Here is a 25,363-nt window from a genome sequence, read left to right as displayed (position 1 = left end):
CGTCCGGTCCGCTTCCGCAGACGCCGGGGACACGGACCGCTCGTGAAGAACACGGGCAGCACGTGAGCCGTCCCCGAGGGTAATAGCCCGGAGCCCGCCTCAGGGAGCCGCGACCTCGGATCGCCGGACGATCTCGGCGACGGCGGTGCCGGCGGGCAGGGTGCCGAGGACCGCGCCGGACTCTCCGCCCAGGCGAGAGGCGCAGAAGGCGTCCGCGACCGGGGCCGGTGCGTGGCGCAGCAGCAGCGAGCCCTGCAGGCAGAGCGCCAGCGACCCGGCGATCCGCCGGGCACGGAAGGGCAGCCCGTCCCGGTCACCCAGCTCGGCCGACAGCCGCTTGACCGCGTCGTCGTACCGGCGGTCCGCTTCCCGGGCCAGCTCCAGCTCCGCGGTGACGGCGGCCAGCGACTCCGAGGAGCGCCCCAGCGCCCGCAGGACGTCGAGGGCGATGACGTTGCCCGAGCCCTCCCAGATGGAGTTCAGCGGCGCCTGCCGGTAGAGGCGGGGCAACCCGGACTCCTCCACGTAGCCGTTGCCGCCCAGCACCTCCATCGCCTCCGCGACCACCCCCGGGGTGCGCTTGCACACCCAGTACTTGGCGACCGCCCCCGCCAGCCGCAGGAAGGCCGCCTCGCCGGCGTCCACCGCGGCGGCCAGCCGGATGGCCAGCGCCTTGGCGGCCTCGCTCTCGAGCGCGAGGTCGGCGAGCACGTTCTGCATCAGCGGCTGGTCGGCCAGCAGCGCGCCGAACGCGTGCCGGTGCCGGGCGTGGTGACCCGCCTGCGTCAGCGCCGCCCGGATCGTGGCCGCCGAGCCGAGCACGCAGTCCAGCCGGGTCATGTTGACCATCTCGATGATCGCCGGGACACCCCGCCCGGGCTCGCCGACCAGCCACCCGGTCGTCCCGTCGAACTCCACCTCGCTGGAGGCGTTGGCGCGGTCGCCCAGCTTGTCCTTGAGCCGCTGCAGCCGGAAGACGTTGGGGGTGCCGTCGGGGAGCACGCGGGGGACGAGGAAGCAGGAGACCCCTCCTCGAGCCGGGCGAGGACGAGGAACAGGTCGCTCATCGGCGCGCTGGGAACCACTTGTGCCCGGTGAGCCGGTAGCTGCCGTCGGGCTGGGCGACGGCACCGTAATCCGGTCCGGCACGGGATCGTGCTCCCCGTTCCGCCGGCGAGCTGCTCGAGCGTGCAGGCGGCGGGCCGGCGGCGCGTACGGCGTCAGGCCGCCGGGCCGCCCAGCAGCAGCCGGCGGAGCAGGTGCAGCGCCATGGTGACGGAGCGTTCCCGCACGGTCGATCGGCCGCCCGGCAGCGCGAGGGAGCGCGCCTCCACCCCCTCGGGGCCGACGACGCACAGGTGGACCGTCCCGACGGGCTTGGTCTCCGTGCCACCTCCGGGGCCGGCGATGCCGGTGATGCCCACCCCGATGTCGGCGCCGAAGCGCCCGCGGGCTCCGTCGGCGAGGGCACGCGCCACCTGCGGGCTGACCGCGCCGTGCTCGGCCAGCAGCGCGCCGGGAACCCCGAGGAGCGCCTCCTTCGCCCCGTCGGCGTAGGCCGTCACCCCGCCCAGCACGGCGGCGGAGGCGCCGGGCCGCTCGGTGAGGCGGGCGACGAGCAGCCCGCCGGTGCAGGACTCCGCGGTGGCGATCGTCAGGCCCCGCTCGGTGAGCGCGGTGGCCACCAGCTCGTCGAGGGTGGGGCCGGTGGAGAACAGCGTGTCGGCGTAGCGCTCGCCCAGCCGGGCCGCGAACCGGTCGTAGGCCGGCTGCGCCGCGGCGGGGAAGCGGGTGACGATCTCCAGCTCCCCGTCCCGGAGGCACGTGGTGATCTCCAGGCCGCCGAGCTCGGGTTCGAGCTCGCGCAGCGTGGCGGCCAGCTGGGCCTCGAGCGTGCCCCACAGCCGTAGGGTCTCCTGCCGCAGCTCCGCGGCGCCCGCCAGCGCCGCCCGGGTCGGAGCCGCGGCGACGGCCGCGGGCCACATGCCCCGAAGCTCGCCCGGGGGTCCGGGCAGCACGACCACCGGCGGCCCGGTCCGGCCCGGCGCGGGCGGGACGACCAGGCCCGGCGCGGTTCCCACCGGCTCCAGCACGGTGGCCCCTTCGGGGACCAGGGCCTGCTTGCGCACCCCCGCCGCGGTGGACGCCGGGTCGGCGCGCCAGCCCCGGCGGGCCATCAGCCGCTCGACGATCCGGCCGATCCGCTGCTCCAGCGCGGCGTCCACCGCCGAGGCGCGGCCCTGGAAGCCACCCACCACCTGGGCGGTCAGGTCGTCGGCGGTGGGCCCCAGCCCGCCGGTGGTGATGAGCAGGTCGGCGCCGGTGCCGGCCAGGAAGGACAGCGCGGCCACGAGGTCCTCGGAGCGGTCGCCGACCACGACGACGTGCCCGACGTCGACGCCGAGCCGGCGCAGCTGCTCGGCCAGCCAGGGACCGTTGCGATCGGCCACCCGTCCGGTGAGCACCTCGGTCCCCGTGACGACGATCCCAGCGCGCGTGACCACGGATCGACCCTAGGCGCGGCGGACCGCTCCGGCAGGTGCGGCCCGTTCCCCCGGGTGGCGCGCGGACGGGCCGGCCGGGCGGCGCTAGCGTGCGGGACGACCGCACCGACCGGTGGTCCCGCCGGAGCCGACCTGGAGGCACCCGTGAGCACGCCGTCCGAACCGCAGTCCCCCACCGCGGGCACCGGTCCCGCCCAGTCGTCGACCCAGGAGATCCCGGTGGTCACGCCGGCGTCCGGCACGCCGACGACGGTGCAGCAGCTCCCGCCCCCCTCGGCTCCCGTCCACCCGCCCGCGGCGCCGAGCGGACCGCCCACCACGCCGACCGCCGCGTCGGCCGGGGAGGCCCAGCCCACCGGCCCGGTCGACTTCGTCCCCGGTCTGCCCGGCGTCGGCGCCCCGCCTCCCCCGGCGGCCGGCGCCGCCACCGAGCTCCCCCGTGCCCCCCGTGACCGGACGGCGCTCGTCGGCGCCGGGCTGGTGGCGCTGTCCCTGGTGCTGCTCCAGCTCGCCCTGTTCCTGCGCTTCGGCACGGAGCCGGCCTGGTCCGCCACCCCGCTGTGGTCGGCCTTCGCCACGGTCTGCGTCGTGCTGGGGCTGGCCGCGTTCGCGGGTCTGCTGCCCGTCGGCCGGCGGCTGGACCACCGGACCGGGTGGCGGGTGGCGGCCGGCGGTCTCGGCGGCCTGGCGGTCTTCTGGGTGCTGGTGGTGCTGCCCGACGCGGGCACCGACCGGGGTTTCCTGCACACGGCCGCGCTCGGCGCTCTCGGCGGGGCGCTGTGGCTGGCCGCGGGCCAGGAGCACCGGCCGACCGAGGACGCGGCGCCGGCCCGCGGCTGATCCGCTAGCCGCGGCCCCGGCCGTTGTCGCCCGCATTGCCGTTCCCGCTCGCGTTGCCGTTCCCGCCCGCGTTGCCGTTCCCGCCCGCGTTGCCGTTCCCGCCCGCGTTGCCGTTCCCGCCCGCGTTGCCGTTCCCGCCCGCGTTGCCGTTCCCGCCCGCGCTGCCGTTCCCGCCCGCATTGCCGTTCCCGCCCGCGCTGCCGTTCCCGCCGGCCTCGGCGGGCGCGCCGTCGGCCCCGGCCCCGACCGGCACCGGGGCGGGGACCACGGGGCCCGGGTCGGCCGGTGCCGGGGCGGGCTGTGGCTCGGGGCCCGGCTCGGGTTCCGGTGGCGCGACCGCGTAGGTGACCGTGACGACGGTGCCCGGGGCGACCGCACCCACCGGCGCGAGGGCCAGCACGTGGTCAGGGGGGACGGCGGCGCTCTCCCGGCCGACGAGGTGGACGCCCAGGCCCGCGGCGGCCAGTTCCCCCTCCACCTCGACGACCGGCCGGCCGACGAAGTCGGCGGCGGCGAGCAGGACCGGCTCCGCGGCGTCGCTGGTACCCGTACCGGGATCCGCCGGGGCGTCACCCCACACCTGCAGGGCGGCGATGGCCAGGCCGGCGCCGAGCACCAGCGCGGTCAGAGGCGCGAGGAGGCGCCGCAGCGGCCGCGGTGCGACCGCCCGCGCGGCCAGGGGCCGCGTGCCGGACGGCGGCGCGACCGGCGGAGCGACCGGCGGCAGCGGCCGGCCGGCCCGCACGTCGTCGACGGCGTCCCGGAACGCGGCCCCGTCGGGGAACCGCTCGGCCGGGTCCTTCAGCAGCGCACGGTCGATGAGCGTGCGCACCGCGTCGGGCACGTCGGCGGGCAACGGGGGCGGCGGCTCCCGGAGCTGGCGCAGCGCGATCTGCACCGGGTTGTCGCCGTCGAAGGCGCGGTGCCCGGCCAGGCACTCGTACCCGATCATGCCCAGCGCGTAGACGTCGCTGGGCGGGCCGGCCTTGCTGCCACCGGCCTGCTCCGGGGAGAGGTAGTGGGCGGTGCCGACCACCTGCCCGGTCTGGGTGAGCGGTGCGCTGGCCGCGGACCAGGCGATGCCGAAGTCGGTGATCCGCACGATCCCGTCGGCACCGACCAGCACGTTGCCCGGTTTGACGTCCCGGTGCACCAGGCCTGCCGCGTGCGCCGCGGCCAGGCCGGCCGCCGCCTGGCGCAGCACGTCGAGCGTGCGGTCGACCGCGAGCCGTCCCTCCCGCGCGAGCACCGCGGCCAGCGACTCGCCCTCGACCAGTTCCATGACGAGGAAGGCCAGGGCCTCGCCGTCGGTGTCGGTGGACTCCCCGTAGTCGAACAGGGCCGCGACGTTGCGGTGGGTCAGCAGGGCGCTGTGCCGGGCCTCCGCGCGAAACCGGGCCAGGAACGTGGGGTCGCCGGTGTACTCGCTGCGCAGCACCTTCACCGCCACGGGCCGGTCGAGGACGACGTCCCGCCCGCGCCAGACCTGACCCATGCCGCCGGTCGCGAGCAGCGAGAGCAGCTCGTAGCGGCCACCGAGGAGGCGCGGGGACAGCGGCCGCTGCCGCGGGGTCACGGTTCCGGGGACGGGCTCGTCGAGGGGGGAGTGGGGGATCCGCTCGTCTGGCTGGGCGACGACGTCGTGGGCGTCGTCGTCGTCGGCGTCGGCGTCTGCGTCGTCGTCGGCGTGGTGCTCGTCGCCTCCGGCTGCCCGGTGGTCGTGGTGGGCGACGCCGGGAGCGGAGGCGTCGTCGTCACCGTCGGCGCCGAGGTGCTGGCCGGAGGTGTCGTCGGCTCCGTGCGCGACGTGCTCGGCGGGACGACGCGGTCGACGGCGGCGCCGGTCACCACCGGCTCGCGCGGCCGCTCGCCCTGCTCCGGGGCGGTGGCGTACCGCACGACCACCTGGTCGCCGGCACGGAGCGGGCGGCCGGCGGGCTCCACGCCGGTCACCCGGCCCGCGCGGACGTCGTCGCGCGTCTCGGCTCGGACGGTGACCGTCAGCCCGAGGTCGGCCAGCCGCTCGGCGACCTCGCCCACCGGCCGGCCCAGGTAGTCCTCCAGGGCCAGCACGATGCTGCCGGCGATGCGCTCCTCGGCCGCCGCGGCCGTGCTCGGCGAGCTGCCCTGGGTCAGCGTCTGCAGCAGGGTGGCGGTGATCCCCGCGCCGGCCAGCAGCCCGATGAGCGGCAGCAGCACGACCGCCAGCCGGCCGCGCCGCCGCGCCACCGGCGGGCGGGTGGCCCGCGGGCCGGTGGTCGACGCCCCGGCGCGGCGAGCCGGCGCCGCCCGGCGACGTCGCGGCACCACGCCGACCTCGACCGTGCCCGGGTCCGGTTGCCGACCGGCGCGGACCTCGGCGACGGCCGCGGCGAAGCTGGCGCCGTCGGGGAAGCGCGCCTCGGGATCCTTGACCAGCGCCCGGCCGATCAGCGTCCGGACGCCGGGGGGCAGCGCCCCGGACAGGGGCTCCGGCTCCTGCTGCACCTGCTTGAGGGCGATCGTGACGGCGTTGTCGCCGTCGAAGGCCGGGTGCCCGGTCAGGCACTCGTAACCGATCAGACCGAGGGCGTAGACGTCGCTGGCCGGGGTCGCGTGCCGGCCCTCGGCCTGCTCGGGGGAGAGGTACTGCGGCGTGCCGATGACCTGCCCGGTGCGGGTCAGCGCGACGCTGCGCGCGGACCAGGCGATGCCGAAGTCGGTGATCTTCACCGTCCCGTCCGGGCGGACGAGGATGTTGCCGGGCTTGACGTCACGGTGCACGAGGCCACGACGGTGCGCCTCCGCCAGCGCCGCCGCGGTCTGCCCGAGCAGTGACAGCGTCGTCTCGGCGTCCAGCGCGCCCTCCCGGCGCAGCAACGCCGAGAGCGGCTCCCCCTCCACCAGCTCCATCACCAGGTAGGCGAGGGTCTCCCCGGATCCGTCCCGGGCGGTCTCCTCGCCGTAGTCGAAGACGGCGGCGATGTTGGGGTGGTTCAGCGCGGCGGCGTGCTGGGCCTCCGCGCGGAACCGGGCGACGAAGGTGGGGTCGCCGGTGTACTCGCTGCGCAGGACCTTCACGGCGACCGGGCGGTGCAGGGCGACGTCGAGCCCCCGCCAGACCTGGCCCATCCCACCGGTGGCGATCAGCTGCTGCAGTTCGTAGCGGTCACCCAGGCACCGGCGTCCTGGTTCCACCACGGGGGTCACTCCTCGTCCGTCCGGCCCGTGCGCACGGGCCGTGGCGTCGCCGCACGGGGCCGGCGCGCCGCCCGCGCCCGCCTGTCCGCTCCACGACCCGCCTGGCGCGTCGCGGAACGCGCATCATCGTCCACCACCCGACCCGCGGCGCCGCATCCGCCCCTCCCGCACCACCCGTCTCGTCGGCGCGCGGTTGCGTGGCGTGCACGAGGCACCACGCATCCCCCGGCGCCGGGTCCGGGCCGGGGGACTGCCTCCCGCTGCCCGCGGCCTGGCAAGGTGACCGGCGACAGGGCCGCGCCGCGGCCGACCGCGAACCGGAAGGCGGGCGACGATGTCCGACACCGTGACCCGGGAGGACGCCGACGGCGTCGCCACCCTCACCCTGCTCCGCCCGGGGCTGACCCACGCCTCCCGCCGCGACCTCCTGGCCGCTGTGCAGGACGTCGCGGCGGACGACTCGGTGCGCGCCGTGCTGCTCACCGGCACGGGACGGGCGTTCTGCGTCGGGCAGGACCTCGGGGAGCACCTCGCGGAGATGCAGGGGGGCGCCGAGGCGCCGCTGTCGGTGGTGGAGCGGGAGTACAACCCGCTGGTGCTGGCGCTGGCCGGCCTGCGCGTGCCCGTCGTCGTCGGGATCAACGGCGCCTGCGCCGGGGCGGGCCTGGGCCTGGCCCTCGCCGGCGACCTCCGGGTGGCCGCTGCCGGCGCCAAGTTCACCACCGCGTTCACGGGGATCGGGCTGTCCAGCGACTCGGCGCTGGCGGCGCGGCTGGTGCACAGCGTGGGCGGCTCGCGCGCCGCGGAGCTGCTGCTGCTGCCGGAGCCGTTCCTGGCCGAGAGCGCCGCGGAGTGGGGGCTGGTGCACCGCGTCGTCGCACCGGAGCAGGTGCTGGCGGAGGCCCAGCAGCTGGCGGCCCGGCTGGCCGCCGGCCCGACCGCGGCCTACCGCGCGGTGAAGACGGTGCTGGCCACCGCCGCCATCGACTCGCTGGAGGAGACGCTGGCCCTGGAGGGGCGGCTGCAGAACGAGGTGGGGCAGTCCGCCGACCACCGCGAGGCCGTCGAGGCGTTCCTGGCCAAGCGGGCGCCGCGGTTCACCGGCCGCTGAGGCGGCCGGCCCGCGGGAGGAGTGCACCTGCCGCCGGGCGGGCGGGCCGGGCCGGCGGCAGGGCGTCAGGGGGCCGCCGTTCCCGGCGACGGGGTCACCGGGCGAGCGTGGCGCAGGCGGGGCAGACGTCGGAGGCCCGCAGCGGCCACTGCTGCTCGGGGGTGACCCGGGCCAGCGAGCCGCAGACGGTGAGCTCGCAGGCGCTGTCGACCTCGGCCGGCGGCCGGTGCAGCTCCACGGCGTGCCACAGCGCGGCGGTGGGACCGTGCGCGCGGCTGCGGGCGGCGGCGAACGCGGTGGTCGTCAGCATCATGCTGAGGAGGTCGGCAGGTGCGCGGGCGCGGGCGACGGGTGCGGCGCGGTTCCTCACCCCGAAGGGTGAGCCGCAGGAGCCGGGTGCAGGATCAGGTCATGGAGCTCACCAAGCACGGGCATGCCTGCGTGGTCCTCTCCGACGGCGACCGGCGGCTGGTCATCGACCCGGGTGCCTTCACCGACCCGGTCGCCCTCGACGGTGCGACGGCGGTGCTGGTCACCCACGAGCACCCCGACCACTTCGTCGCCGACAGGCTGCGGGCGGCCTTGGACGCCACCCCGTCGCTCGAGGTGTGGACCAACCGGGCGGTGGCGGCCGCGCTCGAGGGCGCCGGCGACCGCGTGCACGTGGTCGGGGCCGGCGACGCGGTCACGGTCGCCGGGTTCGAGGTGCAGGTGCACGGCGAGCTGCACGCCGAGATCCACCCGGACCTGCCCCGGGTGGCCAATGTCGGATTCCTCGTCGACGGGCAGGTCTTCCACCCCGGCGATGCCTTCACCGTGCCGGGCACGCCCGTCCCCACGCTGCTCCTGCCGCTGCACGCGCCCTGGTCGCGCACGGCCGAGGTGATCGACTACCTGCGGGAGGTGCGGGCGGACCAGGCCTACGCCGTGCACGACGGGCTGCTCAACGACACCGGGATCGGTGTGGTGAGCGGGCTGCTCGGGGAGCGGGGTCCGGGGACCCCCACGCCGGTCGCCCGGCTGACCCCCGGGGAGACGGTCGAGGTCTGAACCCGACCGCCTCCGCCGGGGACGGCGGTCAGGTCAGCGGACGGCGCGGTCGTTGCGCCCGGTGAGCGTGGACGCCGCCACCACCAGCACCGCCGCCAGGACGATGGAGATGATCCACCGCAGCCAGTCGATGCCGGCGGTGTCCTCGACGCCCAGCAGACCGCTCACCCAGTAGCCGAGGAGCACACCGCCGACGCCGCACAGCAGCGTGAGCCAGATGGGCGTGTTGTCCCGGGTGCTGGGGGCGACGAACTTCCCCAGCAGGCCGATGATGAGCCCGGCGATGATCAGACCGATGATTTCCACAGCAAGCTCCTCAGTTCGCTCGACCGGCGAGCACGGTTCTCCCGGCACGGTGCCGAGCGTGCCGCCGGTGCACGACAAGGCCCTGTACCCCGGTTGATCACGACGATGCGTGATTCCCCCGAACGAGCGGCACGGCTTCCCCGGTCAGGAGCCCGCGGCCGCCTGAGCCACGTGCGCGGGCACCTTGGCCAGCTCGGCGTCGACCGTCCGCTGCACCAGCCGGCGCACGGCGGTGCGGGTCAGCCGGCGGACCAGCCGGCTGCCCCCGGTGGGCTCGTGACCGATCGTGATCGAGACGTGCGTGCCGCCGGCGGCGGTGTCGGAGAGCTCGATCTCCGTCGTCCACGTCTCCGGGGTGAGCTCCAGGCGCGTGGTCACCCGCCGGAGCGGCTCCCACGCGACGATCTCCCCGCGTGGCGCGCCCGATCGCGGAGCGCCGCCGTCGAGCTGCCCGGGCGAGCAGACGAACGTCGTGCCGACCCCGGGGGACGCGGTGCCGGCGAGCACGTAGGAGACGTCGCAGACGGCGCAGTAGGGCTCCAGCACCGCCAGCGCGCGCCAGACCTCCGCGCGAGGCTGCGGCACCTCCCGGGTGCCCGTCGCGGTCGTCGGCACGTCAGCGGCCGCCCACGGAGACCTCGAACTCGACCTGGCTGACGTCGGGTCGCAGTCGGGAGAAGCTGTGCACCTGCGGGCGCCCCTCGCCGTCCCGCACGGTGGTCCGGACGACCAGCAGCGGGGAGCCGGCGACCACGCCGAGCGCCTCGGCCTCGTCGGGGGCGGCGGTGCCGACGTCCACGACGATGCGGGCGTGGGCGAGGTCGGCCGCGTACTCCCGGCGCAGGTAGTCGTAGAGGGAGCCCTCGCTGAAGTCGGCGTCCACCGCGCCGGGGTACGCGGCGGCCGGCAGGAAGCTGTGCGCGACGTGGTTGGGCGTGCCGTCGACGCTGCGCAGCCGCACCAGCTCCACCACCTCCGACCCCGGCTCCAGCTTCAGCTCGGTCGCCACGGGGGCGGGCACCGGCACGACCCGCTGGACGAGCACCGTCGTGCCGACCTGCGCGCCCTGCTCGGTCATGACCGAGTTGAAGCCCGCGATGCGGTGCACGAAGCTCTCGCGGTACTCGTGCCGGATGGCCGGGCGGGTCACGTAGGTGCCCCGGCCCTGCTCCCGCACGAGGTGGCCGTCGGCCACGAGCCCGTCGACCGCGCGCCGCAGCGTGATGCGGCTGACGCCGTACTCGGCGCAGAGGACCGGCTCGGGGGGCAGCACCGTGAGCTCGGGCAGCGCGGCGACCCGGCGGCGCAGGTGCTCGCGGACCGACAGGTACTTGGGACCTGCTACGGGGCTGACCACGGGACAAAGGTACTGCCCGAGGAGACGTCTGGTCGTCATGTCGTATGAGACGTCACATCGATCGTGTCGTGGCGTGCGTCACGTGGCCGGCCGGATGACGCCCGGTACGGCGGCTGGCAGCCAACCGGGTGACCGGTCGATGATCACCGCGTGACGGACTCACCCGACTGGCGCAGGCGCAGGTGGGGGGCCACCCACCTGCGCATCTACGAGGTGGCGCTGCGGCTGTTCGAGGACGAGGGCTACGACCAGGTGCCGATCGCCCGCATCGCGTCCGCCGCCGGCGTGTCGGTGCCCACCTTCTACGCGCACTACCCGAGCAAGGAGCACCTGATCATGGCCCTCCTCGCGCCGCACCAGGTGGCCGAGCTCATCGCCGCCCAGCCGGCCGACCAGCCGCTGGGCGCGCGGATCCGACAGGCGGCGGTGAACTCGCTGACCAGCTTCGACGACGGGGAGCGGGCCCAGCTGCTCGCGCGCTGGCGGATCATCGCCGGCAGCCCCGCGCTGCGGTACCGGGCCGGGGAGTTCGACCGGATGACGGCCACGATGGTCGCCGAGGCCAGCGCCGGCGATCAGCCCGTCCGGTCGTCGGACCTGGTGATCGCCAGTGCCCACCTCGCCGCGTTCACCACCGGGATGCTCGTGTGGGCCGACAGCGACGGGGAGCGGGAACTCGGGGGGTGCCTGACCGAGGCCTTCGACGCCCTCTCCAGGGCCTGACCCCGTTCGGCATGGGTCGAGCCGCTGCACCGGACGTTCCGCCGCGTCACGGCGCGGCTGGACACCCGACGGCGCGGCTCGACATGCCCGCCGCACCCACCGAACCGGGGGCTCGGCGCCGGCTCAGCGACCCGGCGCCCGCAGCTCCACGACCGTGACCTCCGGCCGGGCGCCGATGCGCATCGGCGGGCCCCAGTAGCCCGCCCCCGAGGAGACGTACAGCTGGGTGTCGCCGTGCCGGGACCAGCCCTCCACGGAGGGCTGGTCGAGCCGCACGGCGTAGTCGAACGGCCAGAGCTGCCCGCCGTGGGTGTGCCCGGACAGCTGCAGGTCGACGCCGGCCGCGGCCGCCTGCTCCACCATCACCGGTTGGTGCGCGAGCAGGACCACCGGGGTGGCGTCGTCGCGCCCGTCCAGCGCGGCGTCCAGGTCGGCGCCGTGGCCGGGCAGGCCCGAGGCCGCCGCGGTCCGGTCGTCGATCCCGGCGAGGTCGAAGGACGCGGCGCCGCGGCGGATCGCCACCCGCTCGTTGCGCAGCACGTCCACGCCCAGGGTCGGCAGGTGCCGCATCCAGGCCCGGGTGTCGACGAAGTACTCGTGGTTCCCGGTGACGAAGTAGACGCCCTGCTCGCTGACCAGGTCCGCCAGCGGGGCCACGTCCTCCCGCAGCTCGTCGACGTCGCCGTCGACCAGGTCGCCGACGATGGCCACCACGTCCGGCCGCTGCTCGTTGACCAGCTCCACGACCCGTTCGAACCGCCGTCCGCCGTAGGTGGCCGACAGGTGGCCGTCGGAGAAGGTGACGATCCGCAGCCCGTCCAGCGCCGGGTCCAGCCCCCGCAGGGTGACCGGCACCCGCCGCACCACCGGCGCGGAGTTGGCGAACCAGGCGCCCGTGCCGGCGGTGCCCAGGGCGACCGCTCCGGCGGTCACCGCGAGGCCGCGGGCCAGGAAGAGCCGCCGCCCCATGCCGTCGGCAGGGGCGTCGGCCGGGACGTCGGCAGGGGCGTCGGCCGGAGCATCGGCGGGGGCGTCGGCGGGGGCGTCGGCGAGGAGGTCGCCGTCCGCCCGGACGGCGCCGCGGCCAGGTGGCGTCCCCCTGTCGGACGGAGCCGCTGCGTCGTCCCTCCGCGGAGCGCTCCACGCCCCACTCGGGACGACCTGGCGCACAACTCCCCCGCTACGCCTGCTGATCAGCGCGTTCCCGACCAGCCGCACCGGTTCGAGGACGAGCAGCGCGAGCACGGCGTAGAGGGCGATGCCGAGCCAGCTGTAGCCGATCCAGCTCAGCGGGGTGCCGGCGTCCAGCGGCAGCACGCCGCGCGACAGCAGCGCCGCCACCGGCGACACCGCCAGGAGGACGGTGAGCAGGGTGAGCCAGCGGCGCAGGCGGCCGGGCTCGGTGGTGCTCCGGACCAGCCGGAGCCACAGGTAGGCGTGCAGCAACCCCACGGCCAGCAGGACGACCGTCCCGAAGCCCAGCAGACCGATGAGGGACAGGGCGGACCTCCGGCGGGATCGGGGAGCACGGCGGGACCGGGTCGATGCACGCCGGTGCAGAGGATGGACGACGGAGGACGCCGGGGTGTTCCCGGAGCGGGATCAGCCGGTGCCGTCGAGCCGGGAGGAGAGCGCGGAGGCCAGCTTCGACGCCCGCGGGGAAGGGCGGGCGCCGGCGGCGACGAGCACGTCGCCCACGGCGGCCAGGATCGGCTCGGAGCCGTCGACGAGCTCGACCTCCAGCTCGCGCCAGCTGCGCACCTCGGGGACGTCGCCGGGAGCGGTCGCGGCCACCGTCGCGGTCACCGTGTCGTCGGCGAGCTCGGCCAGCACCCGGCCGGCCGCGTCCCGCAGCGCGGTGACCACCCGCCGGGTGCGCATCGTCACCACCGGCCCGGGCACCTCCCCGGCCAGGAGCCCGGCGACCACCTCCAGGAGCTCGGCCGGTGCCACGTCGGTGCCGTGCGCCAGCGGCGCGTGCAGCTCCCGGCGGGCCCCGTCCGCCGGGAGCTTGAGGTGCCAGCCCTCGTCCGGCCCCCCGGTGCGGCGGCGCAGGGTGACCCGGGCGCGCACGAGCCGGAGGTCCGGGGTGTCGTGGTAGACCGCCGCCAGCTGGTGGACCACCGGGGCGTCCACGACCGCGACGCCGGGGACCGCGTCCAGGGACGGCGGCACGAACGCCTCGTCCACGTCGAACTTCCGCTCGATCTCGAGCTGCTCGGCGACCACGGCCCGACCGTAGGGCACCGACCGGGGCGGCGGCCCACCGGCGCCCTGGCTAGCGTGACCGCCATGGCCCGGACCGATACCGATCCCCGGTGGGCCGTCGCGGCCGCCACGCCGTGGGCGGTGTGGGCGGTGCTGCGCCGCGCCGGCGCCGAGCGGGGCTTCCCGCTGGTGCCCGCGCTGGCGTTCACCCCGTACGCCGCCGCCGCCGCCGTCGTCCCCCTGGTCGCGGCCGTGCGGGCCCGGTCACGGGCGGGCACCCTGCTCGCCGCGGCGGCGGGCGCCACGCTCGGCGCCGCCGTGCGCTCGCACCGGGGCAGGCCGCCCGCCGGCGACCCGCCGACGGGGCGACGGGTGCGCATCGCCACGGTGAGCCTGCGCCGGGGGCTGGTCCCCGCCGAGCCGGTCGTCGAGCTGGTCCGCCGGCACGGGGTCGACGTCCTGGCGGTGCAGGAGCTCACCCCGGAGGCCGAGGGGCGCTTGACCGCCGCCGGGCTGGCGGAGCTGCTGCCGCACGCCCACGTCATCCCCGCCCGGCCGGGCAGCGTCGCGGCGGCCTCCGGTGGCGTCTGGAGCCGGTTGCCGGTCGACGGCCGCGGAGCCGTGCCGGGCGGCTTCGAGCAGCCGACGGTCCGGCTGCCGATCGGCGCGGGGCCCGCGCTCGAGATCACCGCGGTGCACGCCGTGCCCCCGGCGACGTCACCGGCCGCCGTCCGCGCCTGGACCGCCGACCTCGCCGCCCTGCCGGCTCCCGATCCGGCGGTGCTGCGGGTGCTCGCCGGCGACTTCAACGCCACGCTCGACCACGCGGCGCTGCGCGCGGTCCTGCGGCTGGGGTACCTGGACGCCGCCCGCGCCGTCGGCGTGGGGCACACCTGGACCTGGCGGCCGCTGCGGGTCCCGGTCCCCCGGCTGGCCCTCGACCACGTGCTCGTCGATCCGCGACTCGCCGTCGCCGGCTGCGGCTTCGTCCCGGTGCGGGGCAGCGATCACCGGTCCGTGGTGGTCGACCTGGTGGTGCCGGGCGGCTGAGGCGCGGCAGCCGATGTTCACCGACCCCGCCCGGTGGGCAGCCTTGTACGGCGGGACGCGCGACCGGGCGCGCCGCATGGAGGGAGCCGACCCATGTTGAGCGAGCACCAGGTCGCGGAAGCGATTGGCAGCACCGCCTACGGCGACGGTGGCGACAAACTGGGCACCGTCGAACACTTCTTCGTCGACGACCGGACCGGTGAGCCGACCTGGGTGGCGGTGACCACCGGCCTGTTCGGCACCCGGCACTCGATCGTGCCCGCCCGCGAGGCCTCCTGGGAGGACGGCCGACTGCGGCTGCCGGTCACCGCGGAGGCGGTGACGAGCGCCCCGGCCGTCGGCGGGAACCACCTCGACCCGGGCGAGGAGGCCGAGCTGCGGCGCCACTACGGCATCGACGAGGCGCGGGGCGCGGGAACCGGCGGTGGGCGCCACCGGGAACCCGACGACGCCGCGACCCCGACCGACGGCGCCATGACGCGGAGCGAGGAACGGCTGCGGGTCGACACCGAGCGGGTCGCCGACCGGCGGGTCCGTCTGGTCAAGTACGTCGTCACCGAGGAGGTGCAGGTGACGGTGCCCATCCGGCGCGAGGAGATCCGCCTGGAGGAGATCCCGCTGGACGGCACCGCGGCGGCCGGGGACGCCGCCCACTCCGGTGAGTCGCTGGTGCCCGAGGACACCGCCGCGACGGGCCTGCCGGACGAGATCGTGCTGCACGCCGAGCGTCCTGTGTTCGGTGTCGAGGTGGTGCCCGTGGAGCGGGTGCGGCTGCGCACGGAGGTGGTGGAGGGCCGGGAGACGGTCACCGAGCAGGTGCTGCGCGAGCAGATCACCGTCGACCAGGACGGCACGCCCCGGAGCTGACGGCCGCCGGCCTCTCAGCCGCGCCGGTCGGGGAGGAAGCGCAGCCGGTCGCGGGTGGCCGCCACCTCGGCGGCGTCGACGTCGGCGAGCACGAGGGTCTCGGTCCCGGCGGCGGTGGCCAGCAGCTCGCCCATGGGGTTCACGATCCGGCTGTCGCCCGTGTGCTCGGTGCCGTCCCCGGCGGTGCCCACCCGGTTGCACCCCACGACGTAGGCCTGGTTCTCGATCGCCCGGGCCTGCAGCAGCGTCTGCCAGTGCAGGCGCCGGGCGGCCGGCCAGTTGGCCACCACCACGTAGAGGTCGGTCTCCAGGGCGGCGCGCCAGAAGACGTCGGCGAAGCGCAGGTCGTAGCAGATGAACGGGGTGATCCTGAGCCCCCCGATGGTCACCGTGAGTGGCCCGTCGCCGGCGCGGAACCGCTCGTGCTCGCCGCCGTGGGTGAAGGGGTGCAGCTTGCGGTAGCGGTGCGTCCCGCCGTCCGGCCCGGCCAGGACGAAGGAGTTGTAGGGCAGCTGCTCCCCCGGCGCGATCTCCGGGCAGCTGCCGCCCACCCACACGCCGTGCTCAGCGGCCTGCGCGGCGAGGAACGCCGCCGACGGCCCGTCCTCGGGCTCCCCGATGCCCGGCGTCATCGAGAACCCGGTGGAGAAGGTCTCGGTGAGCAGCACGAGCTCGGCGCCGGCGGCGGCCGCCCGGGCCACCTCCGGGGCGAGCCGGGCGAAGTTCGCCTCCCGGTCCTCCCAGACGATGTCGTGCTGCACCGCTGCGACCCTCATGCCAGCCTCCTCAACCGCTCGACCGCCTCGCCGAGCACGTCATCCCTCTTGCAGAACGCGAACCGCACCAGGTGCCGCCCGAGGGCGGCGTGCTCGGGCGTGTAGAAGACCACGGTCGGGACGGCGACCACGCCCGCCCGCTCCGGCAGCGCCCGGCAGAAGGCGAGCCCGTCGCCGTCGGGCTGCACCCCGCGGACGTCGACGGTGGCGAAGTAGGTCGCCTGCGGGCTGATCACCGGCAGCCCGGCCTCGCGCAGCCCCGCCACCAGGACGTCGCGGCGGTACTGCAGGTCGCGGGCAATACCGGTGAAGTACGCCTCCGGCAGCCGCAGCCCCGCGGCGACCGCGGGCTGGAACGGCCCGCCGTTGACGTAGGTGAGGAACTGCTTGGCGGTGCGGACGGCGGCCACCAGCGGAGCCGGGCCGCAGACCCACCCGACCTTCCAGCCGGTCACGTTGAACGTCTTGCCGCCGCTGGAGACGACGAGCGTCCGCTCGCGCATGCCGGGCAGCGTGGCGAGGGAGACGTGCTCCGCGCCGTCGAACACCAGGTGCTCGTAGACCTCGTCGGTGACGACCGTGAGGTCGTGCGTGGTGGCGAGCTCGGCCAGCACGGCCAGCTCGTCGCGGGTGAGCACCGTGCCGGTCGGGTTGTGCGGGGAGTTGACCAGCAGCAGCCGGGTGCGCGGCGTGATCGCGGCGCGCAGCTCCGCCTCGTCGAACACCCAGGGGCCCGAGCCGTCCGCGGGCGCGTGCAGCGGGACGGGGCGCACCACGCCGCCGGCCATGGCGACCGAGGCGCTGTAGCTGTCGTAGATGGGCTCGAAGAGGACCACCTCGTCGCCGGGCTCCAGCAGGGCGAGCATCGCCGCCGCCAGCGCCTCGGTCGCGCCGGCGGTGACCAGCACCTCGGTGTCGGGATCGTAGGTGCCACCCGAGAACCGCTGCCGGTGCTCGGCGACGGCGGAGCGCAGCTCGGGGATGCCCGGGCCGGGCGGGTACTGGTCGGCGCCGGTGCCGATGGCGGCGCGGGCGGCGTCGAGCACCTCCGCCGGGCCGGGGTAGTCGGGAAAGCCCTGACCCAGGTTGATCGACCCGGTGGCGACGGCGAGCGCGCTCATCTCGGCGAAGATCGTCGTCCCGAAACCGCGCAGCCGGGACGCCAGCGGTGCGGTCATGCGGCTCCTTTCCCGGGGCGGTTCCACGCGGCCCCCTGCAGGGTCCCGCGGCGAGCCTGCGAGTCGCGGGGGGCAGGGGGTCCTTCTTCAGGCGATGCGGACGTCCTCGTGGCCTTCGATCGCCACCACGTCGCCGGAGCGGAGCTGCCGGCCGCGCCGGTCCTCCGGCTCACCGTTCACCGTCACCGCGCCGGAGAGCAGCACGTCCTTGACCTGGGCGCCGGTGGGGACGGCGTCCACCAGCTTGAGCAGCTGGCCGAGCCGGATGCTGTCCTCGCCGGGACGCAGATCGACGGTGCGCACAGTCGTCAGTCTGCCGTCCGGCGCAGCTCGTCGCCGACCCGGACCTGCCCGGGTGCGAGGACGGCGGCCCGCACGGCGAGCAGCCCCTCCCGCTCGCGGTGCACCGTCTTGAGCACCGAGGTGTCGCGCGGGATGCCGCCGGGCTGCGGGCGGGTGGTCATCACGCACCGCGGGATGCCGGTGCCGAACCGCAGCCGCGCGCTGCCCAGGTCCGCCTCCGTGCCGCGCAGCGCGTCCTCGCCGGCGCCGTCCAGCACGACGTTGGCCCGGAAGCGGCGGCGGTCCCAGGTGCCCAGCGTGCCGGTGGAGACCAGGGAGAGCCGGATGCGGGGGCTGTCGTGGAACGGGCCGGGGGCGCCCTCCCACTGCCGCCACTCGTTCGGATCGGGCTCGTCGTCGCCCACGGCCGACTCGTAGGTGGGGACGGTGTCGTCGTCCCCGGCCGCCCGCAGCTCCACCCGGCGGCCGAGCCAGTCGGAGAGCACGGCCTCGTCGGCGGTGACCGTTCCGTCGGGGAGCACCACCTGGACCCCGCCGTCCGGGCGCACGCGGGCCGCGCCGAACAGCAGCTCGGGGACCCGGCGGGCGGTGAGGCCGAAGCCGGTGTCGCGGTCGAACAGCGCCCACCGCCGGTCGCCGCTGATGCCGAGCGGGCCGAGCTCCGCCTCGGCCAGCCGCTCGCCCTGCAGCGACTTCACCGGGTAGCGCCAGAGCTCCGCGACGCGCATCTCAGCCCGCCGGCGTCCAGGCGAGGGACCAGGTGCCGGCCCACTCCGCGCCCGGCTCGAGCACGTGCAGGTCGACGTCATCGGCGAGCGCGTTGGGCGGGCAGGTCATCGGCTCGACGGCGAGGCTGCGCCGCCACTGGCCCTCGGGCAGGGTGTCGCCGCTGTAGACCTGCAGCCACGGCCAGGCGGCGTCGGCCGAGAGCAGCAGCTCCCCCGCGGCGCCGCGCAGCCGCACGCGCCACCACCCCTGGTCGTCCCGGTCGAGGTCGGTGAGCGGGACGTCGAGCGCCCGGTCGCCGATCCGGCCGACGGCGCCGTCGAACGGCCGCCGCTCCCCCGTCGGCAGGCCGCCGTCCAGCGCCAGCTCGGTGCGGGCCGGGAGCTCCACCTCCGCGTCGCCGATGCCGCCGTCCTGGGTGGCCCCGACGGAGAGGTAGGGGTGGAAACCGGCGCCGAACGGCGCCGGCCGGTCGCCGGTGTTGCGGACGCGGAGCGTGCAGGTGAGCCGGTCGGCGTCGAGCGTGTGGTCCACCGCGACGGCGAGGCGGAACGGATAGCCGGGGTGCGGCTCCACCGTCGTCCCGACCGTGACGGACCGGTCCGCTTCCGCCAGCACCGTCCACGGCTGCCAGGCGACCAGGCCGTGGATGGCGTGCGGCTCGTCGGGCGAACGGACGTCGAGCTGGAGCTCCTCGCCGCGCCAGCTCCACCGGCCGTGCCGGAGCCGGTTCGGCCAGGGCACGAGGGTCGCGCCGCGCCAGCCGGGCAGCACCCGACCGGCCGGGTAGCCGTCGAGGACCTCCCAATCCCCGACCGCGAGCCGGCGGAGGGTCCCGCCGCGGAGGTCCAGGGCGAGGCGGGCGTCGCCGGCGGTGAGCTCCACCTCGGTGCGGTCGCTGGTGGGCCAGGTGTCGGGCATGCGCTCAGCTCACCACATCGCCGCCCCGCTGCCCCCGCGAGATCTGCACACTCGCCCCCATCGGGCCGTCGACGGGGGCCGGTGTGCAGATCTCGTGGGCTCAGGGGTGGTAGGTCACCTGCTCGGCGAACTGCAGGACCTGCTCCTGGGTGAACGCGTCGGGCACCTGGAGGGTGAAGGTCGTCCCGTCCTCGAACTGCGCCTGCAGGAACCAGCCCCGGTCCCTGGGCCCGTTGTCGACCCGGACCAGAGCTGCCGGCCGGCCCTGCACCACCACCTCCAGCTGCGGCCCCACCGGACCCATGAGGTTCGCGCGCACCTCGGCGAGCGGCGACACGTCCTCCGGCAGCGGCACGTGCACCGTGATCGTCTGCTGCTCGTAGGCGTCGTTCACCAGGGTGAGGACCCGCCCCATCTTGTAGAACTGCACCGACCAGCCCAGCGGTGCGAGCTCGGCGGCGAGCGTGGCCCGCTGCGGCCGATCGACCAGCGACTCGGCGACCGCGACCAGGTCGGCGGTCGCGCTGTACCGGCCCTCACCGGTCATCGTCACCCACTGGTCGTCCCTGCGTTCCCAGAGGAGCTCGGCGAAGCGCTCCCGCCCACAGACCGTCAGGCCGTCGTCGCAGTACACGTCCCGGGTCCCGTGGACCAGGTCGGCGGACACACCGTCGACGCTGATTTGCGAGCGCTCCGTGACGTCGACGTGCTCGAAGGAGTCCTCCCACCCGTCGGGCTCGTCCCCGTGCACCCCCACGGTGAACCGGTCGGCCCCGTCCGCGGAGTCGTACTCGGCGAAGCCGGCGGACTCCCCGTCCCCGGTGAAGCCGGGCCGCATCCCCACGGGCTCGGGCTCCAGCGACAGCGGGAAGGTCGGCATCCGGAAGTCCACCAGGGTCACGCTCTCTGCCGGGGTCCCCGGCCCGTCGGGCGCGGCGATGACGACGGCGGCGGCCCAGGCCGCCGCCACCGTGACGGCGGCCAGCCCGATGCGCAGGGTGGCCTTACGGCTCGGCCGGCGCGCCCGTCGGGGGGCCGGCCCCTCGATCTCGGCGAGCAGCGCGGCGCGGGCGGCCGAGCGGGCGGCGGGGGAGAGCGGCGGCGCCTCGGGGCCCGCCTCGCGGAGCAGCGTGAGGTCGTTCATCGGTCCCCCTCCTCGGAGGTCGGGTCGAGCGGGAGGACGCCGCCGAGCGCGGCGCGGGTCTGGCGGCGAGCGCGGTGCAGCCGGGAGCGCACCGTGCCGACGGGGACGTCGAGGACGGCGGCGATCTCCTCGTAGCCGAGCTGGCCCCAGGCGAGCAGCAGCAGGGCGTCGCGGTCGCGGGGCTTCAGGCCGGCGAGCGCCGCGGCGAGCGGGCCGCGCAGCGCCTCGGCGTCGAGCCGGCCGGCGGCGTCCCCTGGGTCGTCGCCGGGCCGCTCGGGCTCGGCGGCCGCGCGGGCCAGCGCCTTGTAGCGGCGCTGCTCGGTGCGCACGTGCCCGTGGACGACGTTCGTCGCGATGCCCAGCAGCCACGGCCGGACCTCGACGTGGTCGGCCCGGTAGGCCGCCCGGCGCCGGAAGGCGATGAGGAACGTCTCGCTGAGCAGGTCGTCGGCCAGCTCCCCCACCCGGCGGCCCAGGTAGCGGTGCACCGTGGCAGCGTGCCGGTCGAACAGCGGGGCGAACTCCGCCGGGTCGTCGACCGACCGGGCGATCAGCTCCGCGTCGCTGGGGAGCGAGTCGGGCAGGGCGCGCAGCCGCGGGGGTTCGGCGGGTGGACCGGCGGACCGGTGCAGCGCCGTCGGGGTCACGGCCGGTGGTGATCCGGCCGCGATCGGTGAAGTGGTCACATCCCTTGATGTCCGGAGCGGCGGATCCGGTTCACGGCTTCCTCCCGGGAGACCGCGGTCGCCTCCCCGCCGCCGGGAACGCCGGCGATCCCGCGGGAACGTCGCCGACGCTCAGCCCTGGCAGTTCTCGTCGCCATAGGCGCTGACGGTGTCCGCCGCGGCGAGGAACTCCGTCAGCTCCTCCTCGCCCAGCTGCCCCTCCGCGACCGCGCTGTCCAGGTCGCCAGCGGCAGGGAAGTTCTCGGCCATGTACCGGGCGGCCTCCTGCACCTCGTCCACCTCGTCGGGAACGCTGTCGGCCAGGTCCTCGAGCACCTCCCGGGCCTCCTCCCCGTCCTCCGGCTCGATCTCGGCGGTCGCCAGGTACTGGTCGCAGAAGTCCTCGACGCTGGAGCCACCGCAGGCGGTGAGGCCGAGCGGAGCGGTCGCCACGGCGGCGAGCAGGACGAGCTCCCGGATGCGCATGGCTCCACCCTCACACAGCGCGGCCGCGAGGAAGGGGACCGGCCGGTATCCGAACGGCCTCAGGTCGCGTCGAGCTCCTTCGCGAAGAACAGCGAGTCCACCGCGTCCGGGTCGCCCACGTAGTCCCCGAACGCGCCGATCGGCCGGTACCCGGCGCCCGAGTAGAGGCCGATCGCCTCCGGCTGTAGTGGGCCGGTCTCCAGCCGCAGGCTGGTCCACCCCCGGGCGCGTGCGGCGTCCTCCAGCCCGGCGAGCACCGCCTTCGACACCCCGCGGCCCCGTGCCGCCGGCACCACGTACATGCGCTTCACCTCGGCCACGCCGTCGCCGAGCGCCCGGAGCGCCCCGCAACCCAGCGGCGTCGCGTCGTCGTCGCGGGCGAGCAACACCACGGCGACGTCGGCCGCGGAGGGGTGGGTGCCCGGCTCCTCCTTGCCGCCGTAGCGGGCGCGGACCTCCGTCTGCTGGTCGGTGGTCAGCCGTCGCACGTCGGCGTCGTCCCACGCCGCTTCCTCCACCCGCACGGCGGAGATCATCACAGGGTGATGCCGTGCAGCAGCAGGGCGGCCAGCTCCCGGTAGGCCGTCGCGTCGTCCAGGCCGGTCGCGCGCCCGGTGTCGCCGCGGCCGATGCGCAGCATCAGCGTGGTCACCGTGTCGGCAACCAGCGCCGGGTGCACCTCGCGGAACCGGCCCTGGGCGACGCCCTCGGCGATCAGCTCGCGCACCCGCCCGGCCGCCAGGGCGGTGTTGCGCTCGTAGATCTCCCGCCCCGGGGGAAAGGCGTCCAGGTCCCGGTGGAAGGCCGGCCCCGCGGGGGCGAGGGCGGCGGCGACCGCGGTCAGGTAGGCGGTCACCCGCCGGGCGGGGTCGGCCTCGGTGACGGTGCGCGCCTCGACCGCCGCCGTCGCCTTGCGGAAGAAGTGCCGGATCACCCGGAGCGCCAGCTGCTCCTTGCTCCCGGCCAGCGCGTAGAGCGTGCTCTTCGAGCAGCGCAGCCGGACGGCGAGGTCCTCGAGCGTGAACCCGGCGAAGCCCTCGGCGAGGAACACCTCCTCGAGCTGGTCGAGCAGCTCGGCCTGGCGACGGGTCAGCCGCCCCTCAGCGGTCTCCATGCCACCTCCTCCCGGCGGGCCAGCATGGACCTGGTCGCAGAACAGTACTGCGGTACGGTCAGCAGTACTGTTCCCCGACCTTCCGGAGGAGATCCGTGGCCGTCGAGCGCGAGCTGCCCACGCCCGAGGCCGAGGACCTGCTGGCCCTCACCCGGGAGATCGCCGACGCGGAGCTCGCGCCGAAGGCGGCGGCCTACGAGCGGGAGGAGCGCTTCCCCCGCGAGGTCTTCCGGCTGCTGGGTGACGCCGGCCTGATGGGCCTGCCGTTCCCCGAGGAGGTCGGGGGCGGCGGACAGCCCTACGCCGTCTACCTGCAGGTGCTCGAGGAGCTGGCGGCCCGCTGGGCGAGCGTCGCCCTCGGCATCAGCGTGCACACGCTCGCCTGCTCCCCCATCGCGAACTTCGGCACCGAGGCGCAGCGCCGGGACCTGCTGCCCGAGATGGTCGGCGGCGGGCTGCTGGGCGCCTACTCGCTGTCGGAGGCGCATGCCGGCTCCGACGTCGCCGCGATGCGCGCCACGGCCACCGCCACCGACGACGGCTGGGTCGCCCGCGGCGAGAAGGCGTGGGTCACCCACGGCGGGCACGCCGACTTCTACTCGACGTTCCTGCGCACGCCCGCGGACGGACCCCGGGGCGTCTCCTGCTTCCACCTGACGCCCGACCTGCCCGGGTTCAGCGCCGCGAAGCCCGAGGAGAAGATGGGCCTGACCGGCTCCACCACCGCGGCGATCCGCCTGGACGACGTGCCGATCCCCGCCGACCGGCTGGTCGGCGAGCCCGGGCGGGGCATGGCGATCGCCCTCGGGGCGCTGGACTCCGGGCGGCTGGGCATCAGCGCCGTCGCCGTGGGGCTGGCGCAGTCGGCCCTCGACGTCGCCGTCGCCTACGCGGTCGAGCGAGAGGCGTTCGGCCGCCCGATCGCCGAGCACCAGGGCGTGGCCTTCCTGCTGGCCGACATGGCGGCGGCCGTGGAGTCGGCCCGCGCCACCTACCTGGTCGCCGCCCGCCGCAAGGACGCCGGCAAGCCGTTCTCCCGGCAGGCCAGCATCGCCAAGCTGGTCGCCACCGACGCGGCGATGAAGGTGACCACCGACGCCGTCCAGGTGCTGGGCGGAGCCGGCTACACCCGTGACCACCCGGCCGAGCGGTACATGCGCGAGGCGAAGGTCATGCAGATCTTCGAGGGCACCAACCAGATCCAGCGCATGGTCATCGGCCGCCACCTCACCGCCCAGGCGGCCCCGCCGGCGGGCTGACCCGCGCCTCCACGCAGCTGACGGGTTCCACGTGGAACCGGTGACAGCTGTCAGTGGTCCACGCCCGCCCCGCCGGACCAGACTGGTGTCCCCGAGCGAGGAGAGCACCGTGCCCGAGCCCTACCTGCGCGCCGCCGACTCCGACCGCGCCGCCGTCGCCACCGCGCTCGGGCACGCCATGTCGGAGGGCCGGCTCACCGTCGCCGAGTACGACGAGCGCCTCGCCCGCGCCTACGCCGCCCGCACCTTCGGTGAGCTGGCCGAGCTCACCGCCGACCTGCCGGCCGCACCCGCCCGGCCCGCACCGGCGCCGGTTCCCGCGGGCACGAGCCCCTGCACGCCCGGCGCCACGCGCCACGGGTTCTCACACGGCCGGCAGGCCTGGGGATCGTGGTCGAGCACGGCGCTGCTCGTGCTGGCGATCTGGGCGGTGACCTCGATCGCCGCAGGCGAGTTCCTGTACTTCTGGCCGTTCTGGGTGATCGTCCCCTGGGGTGCCTTCCTGCTGATGGGCCACCTGGGGGAGCGGGGACGCCGCCGGCTCCCCGGCTGACGGGGGCTCGTCACACCCCGCGGTACAGCTCCGTGAAGGTCGTCCCGCCGTCGGTGGAGGCGAGGACCGCGCCCGGCACGGCGGACCCGGCCCGTTCCGGAGTTCGAGGGATCGGCGTTGCGCGACTGACCGACCGGCTGACCCGCGCCGGGGCTCAAGCCGGCAACAGCGTGGTGAACGTGGCGCCGCCGTCGGTGGATTCCAGCAGGCCGTGGTCGGCCACGACGAGGACGCGCACGTCGCCGTCGACGGTGGTCGCGGCCACCGCTTCCGGCGTCGCGTCCAGATGCCCGCGGTGGGTCCAGCTGGCCGCGGCGTCGGTGCTGGTCCACACCGCGCCGTCTGGTGTGATGCCGACCGCGGCCGTGCCGTCACCGAGCCAGGTGACCACCTGTAGCAGCGGAGCCCCGTCTACCGGCGCCCACGTCGCTCCGGCGTCGGTGGAGCGCAGCAGCCCGGCACCGGTGGTGGCCAGCACCTGGCCGTCGGGGGCGGCGGTGAGCGTGTGCGGCTCGGCCGGGATGGCCAGCTGCTCCCAGGTGGTGCCGTCGGTGGTGCGCAGCAGCGTTCCGTCGAAGCCCAGCGCACCGCCTCCGGGCAGGGCGGTGAGGGCGTGGAAGTCCGACTCGCCGGTGCGCGACAGCGGCGTCCAGGTCTCACCCCCGTCGGTGCTCTCGATGAGCCCGACCGGGTTGGGCAGGTCGGTGCGCAGCCCAGGGTGGCCCGAGGCCAGGTAGTGGTCGGGGCCGGCGACGGTGAACCCCATCAGGTCGATGACCGGGCCGACGGCTGCCGGCCGGCCGTCGTCACCGACGGTGACCAGCCCTTCGTGGGTGGCCAGCAGCAGTGCGCCGTCGCCCGGGTCGACGGCGACGGCGTGCACGTGCGCGGCCGGCAGCGTGCCGGTGATGTCGCCGGGCGCGGGTGCGGCGGGTGTGCCGGTGGGGGCGCAGCCGGTGAGCAGGGTCAGCAGAGCGGCGCCGGCGAGGGCGGTACGGGCGGTGCGGCGCGTGGGCATGGTGGAACTCCATGGGTGGTGCAG

Annotated in this window: 29 protein-coding genes; 8 read left to right on the top strand and 21 right to left on the bottom strand. The window is 76.0% G+C overall.

Annotation, left to right across the window (positions count from 1 at the left end; all coding sequences use genetic code 11):
- Positions 1-99: 99 nt before the first annotated feature.
- Both ACI799_RS17115 and ACI799_RS17110 read right to left on the bottom strand, forming a co-directional pair.
- A complete protein-coding gene (locus tag ACI799_RS17115) occupies positions 100-1,002 on the bottom strand; it encodes an acyl-CoA dehydrogenase family protein (RefSeq protein ID WP_456613532.1) in 903 nt (300 codons plus the stop codon).
- A 218-nt stretch (positions 1,003-1,220) separates the two neighbouring features.
- Positions 1,221-2,504, bottom strand: a complete 1,284-nt coding sequence (locus ACI799_RS17110) for a competence/damage-inducible protein A (RefSeq protein ID WP_456589845.1) — start codon at positions 2,502-2,504, stop codon at positions 1,221-1,223.
- 144 nt (positions 2,505-2,648) lie between these two features.
- On the opposite strand from ACI799_RS17110, the gene ACI799_RS17105 reads away from it, so the two are divergent.
- Entirely contained in the window at positions 2,649-3,344 is a 696-nt protein-coding gene (locus tag ACI799_RS17105; protein WP_456600520.1) for a hypothetical protein, read from the top strand.
- 4 nt (positions 3,345-3,348) lie between these two features.
- On the opposite strand, the gene ACI799_RS17100 is transcribed toward ACI799_RS17105, so the two are convergent.
- Positions 3,349-4,920, bottom strand: a complete 1,572-nt coding sequence (locus ACI799_RS17100; protein WP_456613531.1) for a protein kinase domain-containing protein — start codon at positions 4,918-4,920, stop codon at positions 3,349-3,351.
- Complete coding sequence (locus tag ACI799_RS17095; RefSeq protein ID WP_456613530.1) at positions 4,917-6,524, bottom strand: protein kinase domain-containing protein; 1,608 nt, start codon at positions 6,522-6,524, stop codon at positions 4,917-4,919. The genes ACI799_RS17100 and ACI799_RS17095 overlap by 4 nt, the downstream gene beginning before the upstream one ends.
- A gap of 334 nt (positions 6,525-6,858) precedes the next feature.
- Here ACI799_RS17095 and ACI799_RS17090 point away from each other — a divergent pair, with 334 nt between their 5' ends.
- On the top strand, positions 6,859-7,635 hold the full coding sequence (locus ACI799_RS17090; RefSeq protein ID WP_456613529.1) for an enoyl-CoA hydratase-related protein: 777 nt from the start codon (positions 6,859-6,861) through the stop codon (positions 7,633-7,635).
- A gap of 94 nt (positions 7,636-7,729) precedes the next feature.
- Here ACI799_RS17090 and ACI799_RS17085 read toward each other — a convergent pair whose 3' ends face one another.
- Positions 7,730-7,948 (bottom strand): hypothetical protein, encoded by a 219-nt coding sequence (locus ACI799_RS17085; protein ID WP_456589850.1) that lies wholly within the window; start codon positions 7,946-7,948, stop codon positions 7,730-7,732.
- A gap of 83 nt (positions 7,949-8,031) precedes the next feature.
- Between ACI799_RS17085 and ACI799_RS17080 the strand changes: the two genes are divergently transcribed.
- Positions 8,032-8,685 carry an MBL fold metallo-hydrolase gene (locus ACI799_RS17080; protein WP_456589851.1) on the top strand — a complete coding sequence of 218 codons (654 nt, stop codon included), beginning with the start codon at positions 8,032-8,034 and terminating at the stop codon, positions 8,683-8,685.
- Positions 8,686-8,718: 33 nt separating this feature from the next.
- On the opposite strand, the gene ACI799_RS17075 is transcribed toward ACI799_RS17080, so the two are convergent.
- The 3 genes from ACI799_RS17075 to ACI799_RS17065 all read right to left on the bottom strand — a co-directional run bounded on the left by ACI799_RS17075 (position 8,719) and on the right by ACI799_RS17065 (position 10,348).
- A complete protein-coding gene (locus ACI799_RS17075) occupies positions 8,719-8,991 on the bottom strand; it encodes a GlsB/YeaQ/YmgE family stress response membrane protein (protein ID WP_347058774.1) in 273 nt (90 codons plus the stop codon).
- Between the two features lie 144 nt (positions 8,992-9,135).
- Positions 9,136-9,576: an SRPBCC family protein gene (locus ACI799_RS17070; RefSeq protein ID WP_456613528.1), complete on the bottom strand. Its 441-nt coding sequence runs from the start codon at positions 9,574-9,576 to the stop codon at positions 9,136-9,138.
- 31 nt (positions 9,577-9,607) lie between these two features.
- On the bottom strand, positions 9,608-10,348 hold the full coding sequence (locus tag ACI799_RS17065; RefSeq protein WP_456613527.1) for a GntR family transcriptional regulator: 741 nt from the start codon (positions 10,346-10,348) through the stop codon (positions 9,608-9,610).
- Between the two features lie 150 nt (positions 10,349-10,498).
- Between ACI799_RS17065 and ACI799_RS17060 the strand changes: the two genes are divergently transcribed.
- Entirely contained in the window at positions 10,499-11,071 is a 573-nt protein-coding gene (locus ACI799_RS17060) for a TetR/AcrR family transcriptional regulator (protein WP_456600524.1), read from the top strand.
- 123 nt (positions 11,072-11,194) lie between these two features.
- Here ACI799_RS17060 and ACI799_RS17055 read toward each other — a convergent pair whose 3' ends face one another.
- Positions 11,195-12,523, bottom strand: a complete 1,329-nt coding sequence (locus ACI799_RS17055) for a metallophosphoesterase (RefSeq protein ID WP_456613526.1) — start codon at positions 12,521-12,523, stop codon at positions 11,195-11,197.
- 150 nt (positions 12,524-12,673) lie between these two features.
- On the bottom strand, positions 12,674-13,300 hold the full coding sequence (locus ACI799_RS17050; RefSeq protein ID WP_456589856.1) for a CYTH domain-containing protein: 627 nt from the start codon (positions 13,298-13,300) through the stop codon (positions 12,674-12,676).
- 63 nt (positions 13,301-13,363) lie between these two features.
- Here ACI799_RS17050 and ACI799_RS17045 point away from each other — a divergent pair, with 63 nt between their 5' ends.
- Positions 13,364-14,329, top strand: coding sequence for an endonuclease/exonuclease/phosphatase family protein (locus tag ACI799_RS17045; RefSeq protein WP_456589857.1), 966 nt, complete (start codon positions 13,364-13,366; stop codon positions 14,327-14,329).
- Between the two features lie 93 nt (positions 14,330-14,422).
- The gene (locus tag ACI799_RS17040; protein ID WP_456600527.1) at positions 14,423-15,196 is read left to right on the top strand and encodes a DUF2382 domain-containing protein; all 774 of its coding nucleotides are present in this window, start codon (positions 14,423-14,425) and stop codon (positions 15,194-15,196) included.
- A 14-nt stretch (positions 15,197-15,210) separates the two neighbouring features.
- Here the strand turns inward: ACI799_RS17040 and ACI799_RS17035 are convergent, their stop codons facing one another.
- The 10 genes from ACI799_RS17035 to ACI799_RS16990 all read right to left on the bottom strand — a co-directional run bounded on the left by ACI799_RS17035 (position 15,211) and on the right by ACI799_RS16990 (position 22,509).
- Positions 15,211-15,972: a nitrilase-related carbon-nitrogen hydrolase gene (locus tag ACI799_RS17035; RefSeq protein ID WP_456613525.1), complete on the bottom strand. Its 762-nt coding sequence runs from the start codon at positions 15,970-15,972 to the stop codon at positions 15,211-15,213.
- Complete coding sequence (locus ACI799_RS17030) at positions 15,969-17,150, bottom strand: pyridoxal phosphate-dependent aminotransferase (RefSeq protein WP_456589860.1); 1,182 nt, start codon at positions 17,148-17,150, stop codon at positions 15,969-15,971. Before ACI799_RS17030 ends, ACI799_RS17035 begins: the two co-directional genes overlap by 4 nt.
- A gap of 87 nt (positions 17,151-17,237) precedes the next feature.
- Positions 17,238-17,453: an RNA-binding S4 domain-containing protein gene (locus ACI799_RS17025; RefSeq protein ID WP_456596040.1), complete on the bottom strand. Its 216-nt coding sequence runs from the start codon at positions 17,451-17,453 to the stop codon at positions 17,238-17,240.
- Between the two features lie 5 nt (positions 17,454-17,458).
- A complete protein-coding gene (locus ACI799_RS17020) occupies positions 17,459-18,181 on the bottom strand; it encodes an MOSC domain-containing protein (RefSeq protein WP_456589862.1) in 723 nt (240 codons plus the stop codon).
- 1 nt (position 18,182) lies between these two features.
- Positions 18,183-19,100, bottom strand: a complete 918-nt coding sequence (locus ACI799_RS17015) for an aldose 1-epimerase family protein (RefSeq protein ID WP_456613524.1) — start codon at positions 19,098-19,100, stop codon at positions 18,183-18,185.
- A gap of 100 nt (positions 19,101-19,200) precedes the next feature.
- Positions 19,201-20,244, bottom strand: coding sequence for a hypothetical protein (locus ACI799_RS17010; RefSeq protein WP_456613523.1), 1,044 nt, complete (start codon positions 20,242-20,244; stop codon positions 19,201-19,203).
- Positions 20,241-20,891 (bottom strand): RNA polymerase sigma factor, encoded by a 651-nt coding sequence (locus ACI799_RS17005; protein WP_456613522.1) that lies wholly within the window; start codon positions 20,889-20,891, stop codon positions 20,241-20,243. The genes ACI799_RS17010 and ACI799_RS17005 overlap by 4 nt, the downstream gene beginning before the upstream one ends.
- A 150-nt stretch (positions 20,892-21,041) precedes the next feature.
- On the bottom strand, positions 21,042-21,395 hold the full coding sequence (locus tag ACI799_RS17000) for a hypothetical protein (protein WP_456600533.1): 354 nt from the start codon (positions 21,393-21,395) through the stop codon (positions 21,042-21,044).
- Between the two features lie 59 nt (positions 21,396-21,454).
- Positions 21,455-21,931 carry a GNAT family N-acetyltransferase gene (locus ACI799_RS16995; protein ID WP_456600534.1) on the bottom strand — a complete coding sequence of 159 codons (477 nt, stop codon included), beginning with the start codon at positions 21,929-21,931 and terminating at the stop codon, positions 21,455-21,457.
- Positions 21,931-22,509 (bottom strand): TetR/AcrR family transcriptional regulator, encoded by a 579-nt coding sequence (locus ACI799_RS16990; protein ID WP_456600535.1) that lies wholly within the window; start codon positions 22,507-22,509, stop codon positions 21,931-21,933. Before ACI799_RS16990 ends, ACI799_RS16995 begins: the two co-directional genes overlap by 1 nt.
- Before the next feature lie 95 nt (positions 22,510-22,604).
- Between ACI799_RS16990 and ACI799_RS16985 the strand changes: the two genes are divergently transcribed.
- Together ACI799_RS16985 and ACI799_RS16980 are read left to right on the top strand one after the other, a co-directional pair.
- The gene (locus tag ACI799_RS16985; protein ID WP_456600536.1) at positions 22,605-23,768 is read left to right on the top strand and encodes an acyl-CoA dehydrogenase family protein; all 1,164 of its coding nucleotides are present in this window, start codon (positions 22,605-22,607) and stop codon (positions 23,766-23,768) included.
- 109 nt (positions 23,769-23,877) lie between these two features.
- Entirely contained in the window at positions 23,878-24,321 is a 444-nt protein-coding gene (locus ACI799_RS16980; protein WP_456589870.1) for a DUF1707 SHOCT-like domain-containing protein, read from the top strand.
- 154 nt (positions 24,322-24,475) lie between these two features.
- Here the strand turns inward: ACI799_RS16980 and ACI799_RS16975 are convergent, their stop codons facing one another.
- On the bottom strand, positions 24,476-25,339 hold the full coding sequence (locus ACI799_RS16975) for a F510_1955 family glycosylhydrolase (RefSeq protein WP_456589871.1): 864 nt from the start codon (positions 25,337-25,339) through the stop codon (positions 24,476-24,478).
- Positions 25,340-25,363: the final 24 nt, after the last annotated feature.

The organism is Blastococcus sp. SYSU DS0753, assembly GCF_054051175.1.
The sequence above is the reverse complement of the archived record's forward strand: the minus strand, read 5'-3'. Positions and strand labels throughout refer to the sequence as shown.